Source organism: Lacibacter sp. (genome assembly GCF_035299325.1).
GTDB lineage: Bacteria > Bacteroidota > Bacteroidia > Chitinophagales > Chitinophagaceae > Lacibacter.
On the sequence record NZ_DATGWT010000017.1, the window covers coordinates 1 to 15941 of the forward strand.

Consider the following 15941-nt stretch of genomic DNA (forward strand, 5'->3'; position numbering starts at 1 on the left):
TCCACATACATCTGCAATACTTTCAACTCTTCATCCAACGGAATAAAATTCTTTTCGGCATAGTTGAGCAGCGAACGAAGAAAGTTGGAGAAGATGGTGAGATATTTATACGCCTTTGTTGTTTGCTGCGAAACAATTAAATGCTGAATAGAGCTTAATGCATTGAACATAAAATGCGGATTCATCTGTAACCGCAGGTTCATAAACTTTGATTCAGCCATCTTTACATTCAGCTCCATTACTTCCAGTTTTGTTTTCTTCATGGCGTCCATGGCCATGGCACGGGAAATTTTTGCGGAGCTGAGAGAAGCAATGGTTTGCAATGCTTCAAGATGTTGTTTGGTAAAGAAGTTTTTGCGTTGATGTTCTGAATCGATCACTGCAATTACTTTGCCTTCGTGAATGATGGGAACTGTTATTTCAGAAAAACGTTGTTCGTCATCAACAATGTATCGTTTATCTTTTGTAGTGTCGTTGATGATGGTTGGTTTTCCGGTTGATGCCACATCGCCTACAATACCTTTTCCGAACGGAATGATGATTGGGTTTTTGATCTCATAGGCCTTGGGGCTTTTGGGTCCATACGCCGCTTTTTGCTGTAATGCTTTTTGTTCTTCATCAACCGTATAGATCACGCAATCTTCAAAGCCCAAACGAGAGATACAGTTACGGGCAATATCCCAAAGAATATCATCTACTGATGAATGTTCAAAACCTGAATGAGCGAAGTAATCGATCATCTGTTTTACTTCTTTTTCTTTTTTGCGTCGTTGCAGGAAATTGAAAATGCCATACAGCAACGCAAAAAATGCAGCGATGTAGGTAACACGAAACCATGTTTGCTGCCACCAGGGTTTACTGATATTGAGTTGAATGGGATGTGCAGCTTCAAACCAATTAATACCATCTCTGGATGCTTTTACCTGGAAGCGATAGCTGCCCGGCGGGAGTTTGCTGTACACGGCCTGTCCGTAAGCGATCGGTTTTTTCCAATCAGTATCATACCCATCAAGTTTATACAGGAACTGTATTTTTTTTGATCCGGTTAATTCACCTGATGAAAAATAGAAATGAAAAGCGGATGTGTTGTACGGAAAACGAAGTGTGTCGGTAGTTGTAAAACGATAACTGCTATCTGTTGTGTACAATGAATTGATGGATGGTTGCAGTTGCACAGAGATTGTATTCAGTTGCTGCGGATAAAACGAGTTAAGTCCTTTATCACTGCCCCAAAACATTTCACCATCAGCTGCTTTAAAACAACTACGCATCCGAAAACCTGCATGACTGAAACCTAATCCTTCTTCATAAACAGAATAATTATTGGTCGTAGGATCAAAACGGATCAAACAATTCAAATTGCCGATCCAGAGAAAGCCATTTTCATCTTTTAAAATGCCTTCGCATTTATCATTTCGTAAACCTTTGCTGCGGTTGTATACTGTTGTTGTTCCGTTTGGCGCAAGTACTGTTAAGCCGGCAACAGTTCCGATATAAATATTGCCTTGATTATCTTCATTGAACGAGAACACACGATTATGTGAAAGTCCTTCTTTATCGGTGTATCGCTTTAACGTTTGTCTCTGTTCATTATAACACCAGGCTCCTCGACTGGCGCCTATCCAGAGTTGTTGCTTACTATCAATCCAAACGGTGTTTGTATAAAGACCATTTAATTCTTTTAACAAAGGATGTGTTTCAAAATTAGTTACCTGTAAACTGTTGGTGTTTATCTTACAGATGCCTCGCATGGTTGCTACCCAAAGATTACCGGCAGCATCACTACAAAATCCATTTATCCATAGTGAAGGAAGTGAATCATTACTTTCATTCTTTCTTCCAAAATGTGCAATTGTTTTTTGTTGCTTGTTAAGCAACAGTATGCCGTAACGTGATGTACCAACCCATAAGCGATCCTGTTCATCATTATACAAGGCTCTTATCGTTTCTTCTTTATTGAGGTTGGTGCCATTGGGCAAATAATAATCAACAAAAGATGTTTGATTCGTTGTTCTGTTTAAACGAATTAACCGATCCTGTGTGCCGAGCCATACTAAATTATCTTTTGCTGTAATGGCCTGAATAAATCCATCAAACAAATTTCCCTGTTCATCTTTAAAATAAGGACGGTAAGCAATTTGCGGCTGTTTCAGATGCAGGTAATGCAAACCGGATGTGCGTGTGGTTACAAAAAGATAACCGCTGCTGTCGTAATGCACCACATTGGTATTATCACCGCCAATGCTTCGTTCATTCAACGGATCATGATTCAGCAATTGCAAACTTTCTTTCTCCAGATCGATGAGATACATACCGGAGAAACGGGTGCTGAGCGCAAATTGCTGTTCATTGATGCGGGTGATATTTCGAAGGTCTTTTGCCAATGCGTTTCCGTTTTGATCTTTCAGGTTTGTATAAGTGTGCGTTGCAGTTTGTGTTTTTATATTGATGCGGTAGACATTGCTTCCGGAAAGGTTGTACGTAATAATCTCATTGTTGTTGATCCGTGCAGCACCCATTAAACCCGGCATTTCGATCTCCATTATTTTTTTTTGCGTTGCATAATCGATCAGCAGTACACGGTTGTTGCCATAAAACAGAAATTTGTTTTCATCAAACGGCTCAACAAAGCGGGCCGCTTCGGGGAGAAAGGAATCAATAACAGTTTTCCATTCTTCAAAGCGATTGGTTATTGTATTTAAAACATAATGCCCGTTTGCTGTACGAACAATAAGACCTTTTGTTTTCGTTAGCAGATAGTTAATCGGAATATTGGTTTCAGAAGTATCACCAACAGGGAACGAATGAAAATTCCGTTTTGCATCGAGCATGGTTACAACATTTGTGGGTGTTCGTAGCCAGATGCGGTTTTCATTGTCGCAGATTACCTGCAGTATATCATTTGCTGCGAGTTTTGGGTGATTGTATTTGTAATACGTAGTAATGCTGTTACCATCAAAACTATTGAGTCCTTCTGTTGTGCCGATCCAGAGTATCCCGTTCCTGTCACGCTTCACATCATTCACACTGTTATCGCTCAATCCTTCTGCTGTGCTGAGGTGATAAAATGCAGGGCCCTGTGCAGTTACTTTTTGTGCAGTACATGCAATCAACAGAAGAAGCACGATATGAATTACTTTCATCAAACGAATACAACGATTGGTTTCACGGGTCAAAAATTACTCTTTTTCTTTCAAAGCGTTGTAACCAAACTCCGCATTTGCAGCGGAGCCTGATCAACAACGAAAAACAAATAGGGTGTAAACAAGGTCAGCAACTTAACTTCTTATTACCATGCATTATCATATGCCTGTACCAGTTTAGCGGGGCTGGCAACATGTTGTGCGTTATCATCCACATTGCTGTTTGAGTTAATGCTTACATAAACACTGTTGGGGAAACTCATGATGATGCATTCACCGCCGGGGCCGGGACCACCGGGGCCTCCACCATTTTTCCAAAAGTATCTTCCTTTGTCACCGGCAATACCATTTACTCCATCAAAACCGCAACCGGCTATTTTCATTAGTTGTTTTGTTTGTTCAGGCACCAGTTGATTATTTTCAAAGGCGATCATTACCTGCGCAATTTCATAGGTGCTCATCACCAGGCCTCTTGAACCGGCGATCAATACATCATCGCTGTTCGTTACGGGCGCCATATTACTATTCCAACGGTAGAACAAGGTGTAAGGATAATTATTCAACCCCTGGTGATTCCAGTTTCTGAAATCAATTTTTTCCCAATGTGCAATGTTCGATGGTTGCAGCACAAGATCACGCATAATCTCTCTGAACTCTAAAGCAGTTGCAGATTCCAACGTATTATTCATTTCAGCCCCTGCAAAATAACCCTTACCATATTTCATATAGGGAAGCAGTATGCGGCACAATGCAAAGTTGGCATTGTTATAAGTGCGTGTTGTATCGCCTTGTGGCATATTCATCATTTGTTTTAATGATGCATAGTCACGATCGTTTTTTGCAAAGCCGCTGTTGTGTGATAATAATCTGCGAAAGCTGATCTGCATCAACGAAGGATGAATGGTCCATGAGTTAGGCAGATAATTATGGATATAGGCGTCAGGCGAAATGCCTTTCATCTGCAGCATTTTAAATACTGCAATTGCCGTCATGAATTTTGTAACGCTGAAAATTTCCTGTCTTGTTTCAATGGTGTAAGGAACATCGCCATCTGATCTGGAGGCTTTGCCGGCAGCACCAAACCGCATGATCTTATCGCCCACAACAATTGTGTAAGAATAACCAACGGCCTGCGGACCATACGTGGTTTTGATATTCTGTTCAAATTTGTCGAGATCAAATTTTGGTTGGTTACTGTTAATACCCTGTTCTTTCTTTTGGCAGGCAACCACCAGTAGAATAAAACTGGCGAGAATAAGTGTTTGTTTCATGTCTTTGATTTTTGGTTTATTTTTTGGTACTGCTAAAGTAGATGGCCAAAAATCAATTAATGGTATACCGGTTAGTTTGCGGCTGTTGTGTTTGAGTTAGCGGTTAACACTATAAAAAAATCCCCTTTTGCGAAAACAAAAGGGGAGCGATGATAAGGTTAGCGTTTTTACCAAACTGGTCCCTCTTGAAGAGTCAAAAGGGAGTAATAATCAACATGAGAAAAAGGTTTTAGATCACTTGCTTATTTTTTGTTTTGTTTTTTTCTTTCTCTTTCATTTCAGCTTCTGTTGCCTCACCAATAATGATGCGGCCGAAGTTTGACTTCACTTCTACTTTCGATGAACCGGAACCTGATTTTCCTTCATAACTACGATTTGAATCAGGACCATATTTATCCGGAGTATCCGTACGTTTGATGTTGGCATTGGTACGGTCTACCACCGAACCAAAACTTGTTTTGATGGTATAGGTAGCAGAGAAATTTGAAGCAGGACGTAAATTAACAGTGCTGTACGATTCGTTCAACGTAAGGGACGTAAGATCATTGTCGATATTGATGCGGCTGCTGCTGCAGAACTCCATATTGATCTTGTTGCTGCCTGTAAGATTTTCAATGGTTACAGTTGAAAATTTGAATATAGAAGTTGAGTTGTTTACATTCTTCAAGTTTGCTTTACCAAATTCAACTACCAGTTTTTCCGTTTTAGGCAGATTGCCTGCGGTTAATGAACCAAACTTACTGCTAAGTGAAACATTGCCATTATAGTCAGGTAATTTGATTGCACCAAACGAGTTCTCAATTTTTAAAGTGTTGTTGGAAGGTATCTGTACAGTATAGTTAATGCTCATACTGCTTTTGCAATTTTTACAATTGTAATTACTGTTCTTGTTTTTACTGGTTGTGGTTTTGAATTTTATTTCATTGCCGTCTTTGCTTTCTGTAACGTCGATATTCTCGAACATTTTATCCGCCAGTTCTTTGTCGGTAGAACTTGCTTCTATATGAATGTCTACTTTAATTTCATTTCGATCCCAGGTGGTAACAGTTACATTACCAAAACTGTTATTAATGTTCAATGTATTTCCGGAAGCGGAATACGTCTTAGAGATGTTACGTTCTTTAAAATGTTCGTAACGTTTTTTCTCTGTTTTCTCTTCTTTTTGCTGTGCTGTTGCCTGTACTGTAATAAACAGCAGGGCCATACCAAGAATGGTTTTGAATGAAAGGTTCATGTTCATACTTTTTTAATGATGTAAAGTGAATCGTTTGAATGGCATTAACCATTCGGTAATTCATTGTTTTGTTTTGTTTGTTTCTTGATGTCGTTGGTGATCATCAACTGGCGATACAACAGTTCTGCCTGCAGTTGCAGATTCTGAAGCATGGCTTTCATGATCACATCTTTATTGGGCGTGTGAGCTGCTTGTTTTTGCAGCATATTATACGTACTGTCGAGTAATTGCAGATCATCTAAAAACTGTTTGTACAATTCAGGATTGTCAACGGTTGCTTCCTTTAATTCTTCCTGGCGTGTTTCAATGGCATTGAATACTTGTTTTGCTTCTGCTGCATATTCCGGAGCAATGCCGTTAAGTTGTGCAGTATTGGTTGTTGCTTTTGGATCAGTTACTGCCAGTTCATTTTTCTGCTGACGGACATACAGGAAGTACACCGATGTCAGCACAATACAAACCACAGCGGCGGCGGCCGAAAATTTATAGATGTCTTTCAGGGAAAAAACCTTTGCTTCTTTTTTGATGGGGAGCGTTTTTTCGATCTTGCTCCATACATCGGCACCCGGGTGCTCCGTATCAAACTCACTTCGGTTTCTGTTCACGAATTTTTCCAGGTTACTGCTCATATACTTCTTGTTTTAACAGCTGTAATAATTTTTGTTTGGCCCGCATGTATTGTGTGCGAACGGTTGAATGTGCCACTTTCATCATCTCAGCCACTTCTTCCTGTTCGAACCCTTCAATTAAATGAAGCGTCAACACCGTACGGTAGCCATCGGGTAATTTTTGCATGGCTTGCTTAATACTGTCAACCGTGTACCACACTTCATCTTCTTCCAGCACTGTTTCATCTGCAATATTTTCTGCATCCGTTTCCAATCCATTCACATGCAGTTTTTGTTTTTTGAGATGTGCAATGCTTTTGTACACCACGATCTGTCGTAACCATGCACCGAATGTTGATCTGCCTTCAAACGAACGGAGTTGCTGAAACGCATCGGTGAATGCTTCCTGCAGAATATCTTCTGCATCATCGGCCCGGTTCAAAATCCGCAGCGCTGTATTGTACATGGCCTTTGAGTAACGGTCATACAGGGCCCTGTATGCCGAAGCTTCTCCGTTGATGCATTGCTGCACCAATACGTCTGCTGATGGGATGATTGTTGACAGGTTCAATGGTTTTTATAATAGAAAGTATAAAGTTCATTGATTTTGTTGCACGGCCGGGGCAGGAATTTTTTGGCGAAGCGATGGAAGGAGGAAAAAGAGGATGAGTGGAAGCGATAGCTTATCAAGAAAAATCACGCCACCATCATCACCTGCTGATCTTCCTTTGCATGCTTCATCACAAACCAAAGCGTAACGATTGTGGAGAGTAGAAAGTAAGCGCCAATCATATATTTAAGTACAGGACTAAGTGCTGCTACGCCAAACCAATCGCCGGTTTGTAAAATGATAGCAATGCCCAAGCTGTTCTTGATGATCTCCCACACGATGGCGTATTTGTTACGATCCATCAAATCGGTGTAAGCATACACGCTCAGGAAAATGAACAAGCCATAGATATAAATATAATAAGCGTTCAATGCGTTGATGGATGCAATATTGCCAAAGAGATAACTGATAAATAATAATGTCATAGTTATCTGCACCCAACTCCACACATGCAATGAAGTGGAAGCTTTGGTGTCGTACTTCTGCATGTTGTACACATCATTAATCTTGTGTACCGGATATTTCTCCGCAACATCTGCTGGGCGCCAACCGGTTGGCATCATCCAAATACGGAATTTATCGTTCCAGTTTTTTGTCAACCATGCATCTTTAATGAGTAAGCCCAAATGCATGAAATTTATTTTGATCGGGTTCCATGTTTGCACCGGCCGTGTAATACCGTAAACAGGTTTTTTGTCAGGCAGTTCTTCCTGGTACGTGCCAAAGAGTTTATCCCAGATGATAAAGATCTGTCCATAGTTCTTATCTAAATATTCAGGATTGATGGCATGATGCACTCGATGGTGCGAAGGTGTAACAATGATCTTTTCCAAAAATCCCATCTTATTGATGTGTTGCGTATGATACCAGAACTGTGCAAACAAATGCAGAGGTGCCACAACAGCAATCACCATAGTTGGTACACCCAGCAACGCTGCCGGTAATAAAAAGATGGTGAAGAGACGGAATACAACAGAAATACTTTGCCGCAATGCACAGGCCAAATTAAAATCTTCACTGCTATGATGAATGATATGTGCGTTCCAGAAAAAATTATATTCATGATCGAGACGATGCACCCAATAGCCTGCAAAGTCGAGTGCAACAAAAGCAATGACGTACGTAAGAATGGTATTCTCAATATGTACGATCGCTAATTTATCTGCCAGCCAACCATAACCGATAATGGCAATACTTAAACCCAACACATCTTTTGTAACATTGGTAATACCGCTGCTGAGACTGGAGATCATATCCAGATTGCGGACAGTTTGCTTTCCTTTCCAAACACCATACCAGGCTTCGGCAAGTACCAGCAATAAAAAAGCCGGCATGGCAATGAGTAAAATTTTACCGTAGGTTTCCATGTGCAAACAATCTTACTGCGAAAATACGGAAAGGCCGTCAGTTTACCTGCTCCCGGTAATCGGCCATGTATCGGGAAGGCGAAACACCCGTCACCTGTTTAAACACCCGGTTAAAACTTACTGCACTGCTGAAACCACAGTCGTACGCTACGGATGAAATAGCAACAGGATGATTGCCCGTCATTTGTTTGCAGGCTTCGCTGATACGTATTTCGTTGAGGAAACTGATATAAGTTTTACGGGTGTGTTTTTTAAAGTAGCGACAAAAAGCCTGTACTGTCAAATGCGCAACTGCTGCGATCTGTTCAAGGCTGATGTGCTCCGTATAATGTTCCATGGTGTATCGATATACGTCATTCATACGCAAGCCTTCGGTATCGGAAATACTGTAAATAGTTGATGCCGATGAAAGAACCCGATTGCCTCTGCTGTTGCTGAGTGTTTGCAACAGCTGAATGAAATAGGAAAGTCGATACGCTTGTTTTGCCTGTTGCACCTGTTGCATTTCCACAAGAATCTTTTTGGTTGCTGCAGCAGAAATTTTTAATCCGGAGTTTGTCTGTTCAATGAAACGCCGGATTGGTTTGGTTTCCGGCAATGCAAGTACGGTTTCATAGAATTGTGCGGGATTAAAGAAAAGTGACAGTGATTCTACCTTTTTCTTCTTGCGTTTATTAAAGTAAACGGGATCGCTTTTAAACAGGTGGGGTTGATTGGCGCCGAGGATATAAATATCACCGGGTAAGAATGGTTGCATGTAATTACCGGCGATCAATGTTCCCGTTCCTTCTTTGATCCAGGTAATCTGAATTTCCTGATGCCTGTGCAGATGCACATAAAAATGCGGCAATACTTCGTGCTGCACCACAATGGAACTGTCACCCGCCACCGGTATGGTAAACTGTACAATCTTCATTTTTAGCGAATATTAGCCTTGATTGTAAAAATATAGGTATATCGGGTTAATATCGGTAAAGAATCCGTTAAGAACGGCCTCTGTTTTCTATGGGGCATCGGTTACTTTCGTTTAAAATTTTATACTATGTCATTCGAATGGAAAGGGGTATTCCCCGCTTTGCTTACACCGTTTACCGCTAACGATGAAGTTGATCTGCAAATGTTTGAAAAAAACCTGCAGGCGCAACTCGATGCCGGTGTGCATGGCGTGATCATTGGTGGTTCACTCGGCGAAGCCAGCACCATTACAGCTGAAGAAAAGGAATTGCTAATCAAACATGCAATTAAATTCCTAAACGGAAGAATTCCGGTGATCATGAATATTGCAGAGAGCACAACCAAAGATGCAGTGCAACAGGCCGCCAATGCAAAAGAATGGGGCGCAAAAGGATTGATGTTGTTACCACCCATGCGTTACAAAAGTGATGACAGGGAAACAGTGGAATATTTTAAAACCATTGCGAAGTCAACTGATCTGCCGATCATGATCTATAACAATCCGGTTGATTATAAAATTGATGTGACGCTTGATATGTTTGAAGAACTGATCGAATGCAGCAATATCACAGCAGTGAAAGAAAGCACAAGAGATGTAACAAACGTTACCCGTTTGATCAATCGTTTCGGTACACGTTTAAAAATTCTTTGTGGTGTTGATACATTAGCGATGGAAGAATTGTGTTTGGGTGCTGATGGCTGGGTGGCAGGTTTGGTTTGTGGCTTTCCGAAAGAAACGGTGACTATTTACAACCTTGTGAAAGAAGGTAAAATAGCAGAAGCAGCAGCCATTTATCGTTGGTTCATGCCGTTGCTCGAACTGGATATTCATCCAAAGTTGGTGCAGTATATTAAACTTGCTGCTACACAAGCAGGAATTGGAAGTGAATATGTTCGTGCTCCTCGTTTAACTTTACAGGGCAGCGAACGGGATCGTATTTTAAAAATCATTAACGATGGACTCGCTGCACGACCGGTTTTATAATCCATCAAATAACAAACATGAATTTAGCAGATACGCCGTTACATGAAATTGATGCTTACATGCAGGAAGCATGGAAAGCATTTCATATCTATCGCAAAAAAAGTTTGAAAGAACGTGCAGCTTTTATGCGTTCCATTGCCGTTGAGTTAGAAAACTGTGGCGATACATTAATTCAAACAGCGATGCGTGAAACGCATTTACCTGAAGCAAGATTAAGAGGCGAACGTGGCCGTACTATTTTTCAATTGAACAGCTATGCAGCTGCATGCGAAAATGGCGAATGGCTCGAAGCAAGTATTGACACAGCTGTTCCTGATAAAGTGCCTGCAAAGCCGGACATCAGAAAAATGCTGATACCAATGGGACCTGTTGTGGTGTTTGGTTCAAGCAATTTTCCCTTTGCGTATTCAACAGCAGGTGGTGATACAGCATGTGCATTAGCTGCTGGTTGTCCCGTTATTGTAAAAGCACATCCTGCACATCCTGAAACTTCGCACATAGTAGCAGATGCAATTTTTAAAGCAGCTGCATTTAATAATTTACCATTGGGTGTGTTTACGCATGTGTATGGTGCAGGGTTTGAAACAGGTAAAGCATTGGTTACACATCAGCATACAAAAGCAGTTGGCTTCACCGGTTCTTATGGTGGAGGTAAACAGTTATTCGATTGGGCCAATCAACGTAAAGAACCGATTCCGGTATTTGCAGAAATGGGGAGCGTGAATCCTGTGTTTTTATTACCGGAGAAATTGGCAAGTGATGCATCCGGAATTGCAACAGCCTATGCAGGTTCCATTACATTAGGTGTGGGACAGTTTTGTACCAACCCGGGTTTGATCATTGCCATTGAAAGCGAAGCATTGAAAACTTTTACGCATGATCTTGGTAAAGCAATACAAAAAACACAACCGGCAGCTATGTTGCATGCAGGTATTGTAAAAGCGTATAAAGAGAAAAAAGGAAATGCATTGTTGCAGGATGATGTACACCTTGTTGCAGAAAGTGAAACAGCTGTAAAAGAAGATGAGGGTTTGCCAACTGTTGCAACTGCAAGTGCAGAAACTTTGTTAAAGAATCCGTTATTGCACCAGGAAGTGTTTGGTCCGTATTCACTCATTATCCGTTGTAAAGATGAAACAGAGATGCTGGCTGTTGCACAACAACTGGAAGGACAGTTGACGGCAACGCTCATGGCAACTACAAATGAGTTGAAGAAGAATGAAGAATTGATAGAAGCCGTTAAAAATATCTGCGGTCGTTTTATTTTGAATGGTGTGCCGACAGGTGTAGAAGTTTGTTTGAGTATGCACCATGGTGGTCCGTTCCCATCAACAACCGATAGTCGTTTTACGAGTGTTGGTGCCGATGGCATTAAACGTTTTGCACGACCGATCTCTTTACAAAACTGGGAGAATGAATTATTGCCCGATGAATTGAAGAATGAAAATCCATTAGGGATTTGGAGAAGAGTGAATAGCGAACTGACGAAAAATGTTGTTCAGTAAAGTTTATAAAGTTTCAATACATATTGAACGAAGAATTGATAAATCATGAGCCGAATCGATCAACCCATCATAAAGAAATATCCCAATAGTGAACTCTATCGTTTTGGTGGTTGGGTATTTCATTGTGTGGATGCACATACCTGCGGCAACCCGGTTCGTTTAGTCGCTGAAGGTGGTCCTGCATTGCAGGGAAATACGATGAGCGAAAAACGTCAGCACTTTTTAAAAGAGTATGATTGGATACGCAAAGGGTTAATGTTTGAACCAAGGGGTCATGATATGATGAGTGGAAGTATTCTCTATCCACCACATGATCCGCAGAATGATGTAGCTGTTTTATTTATTGAAACAAGTGGATGCTTACCGATGTGTGGACATGGTACCATTGGTACAATCACCATTGCAGTAGAAGAAGGTTTGATCGTTCCGAAAACGCCGGGCATCATTCGTATGGAAGCGCCAGCAGGATTGGTGATGATCGAGTACAAAATGACTGGCCCTGGCCTTCAGGCAAAGGTAAAAAGTGTAAAGCTCACCAATGTACCTGCTTATTTACACTCAACAGAATTAACCGTTGATTGTCCGGAGTTGGGTGAGTTAGTTGTTGATGTTTCCTACGGAGGAAATTTTTATGCCATCGTTGATGTGCAGAAAAATTTTAAAGGTCTTGAACATTATGCTGCTGATAAATTAATTGCATGGGCGAGAGAGTTGCGGAGGAATATCAATGCAAAATATACATTCGTTCATCCGCAGGATGAAACGATCAATGGCTGCAGCCATATTTTATGGGCGGGTTCTGTGATCGATCCCACATCTACTGCACGAAATGCAGTATTCTATGGTGATAAAGCAATTGACCGCAGCCCATGTGGTACAGGAACCTCTGCACGTATGGCGCAATGGTACGCAAAAGGGAAATTGAAAAAAGGCGATCAGTTTATACATGAAAGTATTATAGGTAGTAAGTTCATTGGTACAATAGAAGAAGAGTTGGAAGTGAATGGTATGAAAGCTATCAGGCCCGGTATTGAAGGTTGGGCAAAGATCTATGGTTACAATACCATCAGCATTGATAAAGATGATGATCCTTATGCTTATGGGTTTCAGGTTATCTGAACCATGATTTACAGGATTTATGGGATGGCAGGATAGAATCAAGAAAGCAGAGTTTTCGCATAACAATAATTTATTTACAAGTTTTCAATAGCTGGGTACATGAAAAAAGTATTTCTCCTTTTCCTTGTTTGTCTGTTTCAATTAAACCTGTTTGCGCAAAACAGTTTACAGAAAATTGAATTCGTCAATTTTTCACAGGTGAATGTTACAGATGCTTTCTGGAAACCAAAGATTGATAAAGTAGCTACCAAAACATTGGCAGCCTGTATTTATCAAACAGAAGTAGCTACGCCACGTATTCGAAATTTTGAACGTGTTGCAAGAAACAAAGGTGAACAGCACGAAGGTATTTTTTACGATGATAGCGATGTGTTCAAAGCATTGGAAGCAATGGCGTATTCATTAAAGACCCATCCCAATGCAGAAATGGAAAAGAAATGCGATGAGTGGATCGATAAGATCGCTGCTGCTCAACAGCCCGATGGTTATCTCAATACCTGGTACACATTGAAAGGTTTGCAGGATCGCTACACCGATATGAGTATGCATGAAGATTACAATGCAGGTCATATGATCGAAGCAGCAGTTGCGTATTTCAATGCAACAGGCAAGCGTAAGTTTTTAGATGTATGTACCAAGTGGGCCGATCATTTTGATGCATTGTTCGGCCCCGGTAAACGTCATTGGGTTACCGGTCACCAGGAATTAGAGTTAGCATTGGTGAAATTGTATAAGACAACCAAGAATGAAAAATATTTGAAACTTGCTGATTGGTTATTGAGCGAACGTGGCAAACGTTTGGCAAAAGGTTATACATGGACCGATTGGAAAGACACCGCTTATGCACAGGATGTATTGCCGGTGAAAGAACAAACACAAATTACTGGTCATGCAGTGCGTGCCATGTACATGTACACGGGTGCAGCTGATGTGGCTGCACAAACAGGTGACGTAGATTACATGCGTGCCATGAAAACGGTGTGGCAGGATGTGGTGTTTCGTAACATGTACATCACCGGTGGTATTGGTTCTGCAGGAAGTAACGAAGGGTTTAGTCAGGATTATGATCTGCCGAATGAACAGGCTTACTGCGAAACTTGTGCAAGTGTGGGCATGGTGTTTTGGAATCAGCGAATGAATGCATTAACAGGTGATGCAATGTATATAGATGTATTGGAACGCAGTTTATACAATGGCGCTTTGGATGGATTGAGTTTAACAGGTGATCGTTTCTTTTATGGGAATCCGTTGGCATCACGTGGACAGCATCAACGCAGGGAATGGTTTGGTACAGCATGTTGCCCGGCAAATATTGCACGTATGGTGGCATCGCTCGGCGATTATATTTATGCAAAAAGTGATGAAGGAATTTTTGTGAATCTGTTTGTTGGCAGTAATACGAATATTCAGTTGCCGAAGACAAAAGTGGATGTAAAGATGGAAACAAATTATCCGTGGGATGGGAAAATAAAATTGACTGTTGACCCGGAGAAGAATTCAAAATTCAAAATTTATATTAGAATTCCAGGGTGGTATTTGCCCGTAGGGTTTATTTCTACTGCAGAGGACTTGTATCGTACACCAGAACTTCCTGATTCCTTATGGACTGTGAAATTAAAAGGCAAAGCCCATATTACTACATTCAGGAATGGATATTGTGAAATCGAACCCACTGGAAACTGGACCAAAGGCGATATTGTTGAAATCAATATTCCGATGACGGTTAAACAAGTTGAAGCGAGACCAGAAGTCAAACAAAATAACAACCGCATCGCCATTCAACGAGGACCAATTGTGTATTGTGTGGAAGGTGCAGATAACAATGGTAAAGCATGGAATATAATAGTACCACTCGATACAAAGTTTGAAACCATCGATTATAAAATAATGGATGAACCGGTGAAAGCATTAACAGCAGAAGTACCGGTGGTCCTTGTTGGCGAAGATGGTTTATCGATCCGTACCGGAAAACGTAAGATTATTGCCATCCCTTATTACACATGGGCCAACCGTGGTAAAAATGAAATGCAGGTGTGGTTGCCAACAACAATCAAAGATGTAAAAATTAATTATTAAGATCATGAAAAAATATTTCATCGTTCTGCTTGCGTTGGTTTCTTTCGTTTTACATCATAACGTAAATGCACAGCAAACAAAAATCTGGTCTGTTGAAAAAGCAAATGCATGGTATCAAAAACAAGGTTGGCTCGTTGGGGCTAATTTTTTACCAAGCACTGCCATCAATCAACTTGAAATGTGGCAGGCAGAAACATTTGATCCTGCAACGATCGATAAAGAGTTGGGCTGGGCGGCAGCAATCGGTATGAATGTAATGCGTGTTTATTTGCATGACCTTGCATGGAAAGCAGATGCAGCAGGGTTTAAAAAAAGAATGGATCAGGTTTTAAAAATTGCAGCAAAACATCGGATCAAAATTGTCTTCACCATTTTTGATGATTGCTGGAATCCCGATGCAGCTATTGGCAAGCAACCTGATCCAAAACCCGGTATTCACAATAGTGGATGGGTCCGTAGCCCGAATAAGGAAGTACACAATGATTCCTCTCAATGGAACTATCTTGAGCTGTATGTAAAAGATGTGCTCAACAACTTTAAAAATGATGATCGTGTGTTAATGTGGGATCTGTACAATGAGCCCGGTAACAGCGCATACGATCTTACTTCGCTCCCCCTGCTGAAGAAAGTATTTGAATGGGCATGGGCTGTTCGTCCATCACAACCACTCACCTGTGCAACCTGGTATAACAATAAAGAATTAAATGAGTATCAGCTAAGCCATTCCGATGTGATCAGTATTCACAATTATAATGATGCAACGAATCTTGAAAAAGAGCTGCAGGAAAAATTAAAACTGGGCCGACCTGTTATTTGCAGTGAGTACATGGCCCGCACAAGAAACAGTAAGTTTCAAACACACTTACCTGTTTTTAAAAAGTATAATGTTGGTGCTATCAATTGGGGACTGGTAGCCGGCAAAAGCAACACCATCTATCAATGGGATACACCAATGCCGGATGGCAGTGAACCAAAACTTTGGTTCCATGATGTGTTTCGGAAAGATGGGTCGGCTTATGATCCCAAGGAAATTGAAGTGATCAAAACCTTTACAGGAAAAAAATAGGTA

12 protein-coding genes are annotated in these 15941 nt (G+C 40.9%); 5 read left to right on the plus strand and 7 right to left on the minus strand.

Features of this window, described 5'->3' with window-relative positions:
• The 7 genes from VK159_RS10425 to VK159_RS10455 all read right to left on the minus strand — a co-directional run.
• A partial coding sequence (locus tag VK159_RS10425; RefSeq protein WP_324230078.1) for a two-component regulator propeller domain-containing protein occupies window positions 1-3176 on the minus strand: 3176 nt, incomplete at its 3' end.
• Window positions 3177-3289: 113 nt separating this feature from the next.
• Complete coding sequence (locus tag VK159_RS10430) at window positions 3290-4414, minus strand: serine hydrolase domain-containing protein (protein ID WP_324230079.1); 1125 nt, start codon at window positions 4412-4414, stop codon at window positions 3290-3292.
• A 229-nt stretch (window positions 4415-4643) separates the two neighbouring features.
• Window positions 4644-5648, minus strand: coding sequence for a hypothetical protein (locus tag VK159_RS10435; protein WP_324230080.1), 1005 nt, complete (start codon window positions 5646-5648; stop codon window positions 4644-4646).
• Between the two features lie 44 nt (window positions 5649-5692).
• The gene (locus VK159_RS10440) at window positions 5693-6277 is read right to left on the minus strand and encodes a hypothetical protein (protein ID WP_324230081.1); all 585 of its coding nucleotides are present in this window, start codon (window positions 6275-6277) and stop codon (window positions 5693-5695) included.
• On the minus strand, window positions 6267-6827 hold the full coding sequence (locus VK159_RS10445; RefSeq protein WP_324230082.1) for an RNA polymerase sigma factor: 561 nt from the start codon (window positions 6825-6827) through the stop codon (window positions 6267-6269). Before VK159_RS10445 ends, VK159_RS10440 begins: the two co-directional genes overlap by 11 nt.
• Window positions 6828-6952: 125 nt before the next feature.
• A complete protein-coding gene (locus tag VK159_RS10450) occupies window positions 6953-8233 on the minus strand; it encodes a sterol desaturase family protein (RefSeq protein ID WP_324230083.1) in 1281 nt (426 codons plus the stop codon).
• Between the two features lie 37 nt (window positions 8234-8270).
• A complete protein-coding gene (locus tag VK159_RS10455) occupies window positions 8271-9149 on the minus strand; it encodes an AraC family transcriptional regulator (RefSeq protein WP_324230084.1) in 879 nt (292 codons plus the stop codon).
• Between the two features lie 126 nt (window positions 9150-9275).
• Here VK159_RS10455 and VK159_RS10460 point away from each other — a divergent pair, with 126 nt between their 5' ends.
• From VK159_RS10460 to VK159_RS10480, 5 genes are all read left to right on the plus strand, one after another.
• A complete protein-coding gene (locus VK159_RS10460; RefSeq protein ID WP_324230085.1) occupies window positions 9276-10172 on the plus strand; it encodes a dihydrodipicolinate synthase family protein in 897 nt (298 codons plus the stop codon).
• A 17-nt stretch (window positions 10173-10189) separates the two neighbouring features.
• Window positions 10190-11677 (plus strand): aldehyde dehydrogenase (NADP(+)), encoded by a 1488-nt coding sequence (locus VK159_RS10465; protein WP_324230086.1) that lies wholly within the window; start codon window positions 10190-10192, stop codon window positions 11675-11677.
• Between the two features lie 45 nt (window positions 11678-11722).
• On the plus strand, window positions 11723-12796 hold the full coding sequence (locus VK159_RS10470; RefSeq protein ID WP_324230087.1) for a 4-hydroxyproline epimerase: 1074 nt from the start codon (window positions 11723-11725) through the stop codon (window positions 12794-12796).
• Window positions 12797-12895: 99 nt separating this feature from the next.
• A complete protein-coding gene (locus tag VK159_RS10475; RefSeq protein WP_324230088.1) occupies window positions 12896-14872 on the plus strand; it encodes a glycoside hydrolase family 127 protein in 1977 nt (658 codons plus the stop codon).
• 4 nt (window positions 14873-14876) lie between these two features.
• Window positions 14877-15938, plus strand: coding sequence for a glycoside hydrolase family 2 TIM barrel-domain containing protein (locus VK159_RS10480; protein WP_324230089.1), 1062 nt, complete (start codon window positions 14877-14879; stop codon window positions 15936-15938).
• The last annotated feature ends 3 nt before the right edge of the window (window positions 15939-15941 follow it).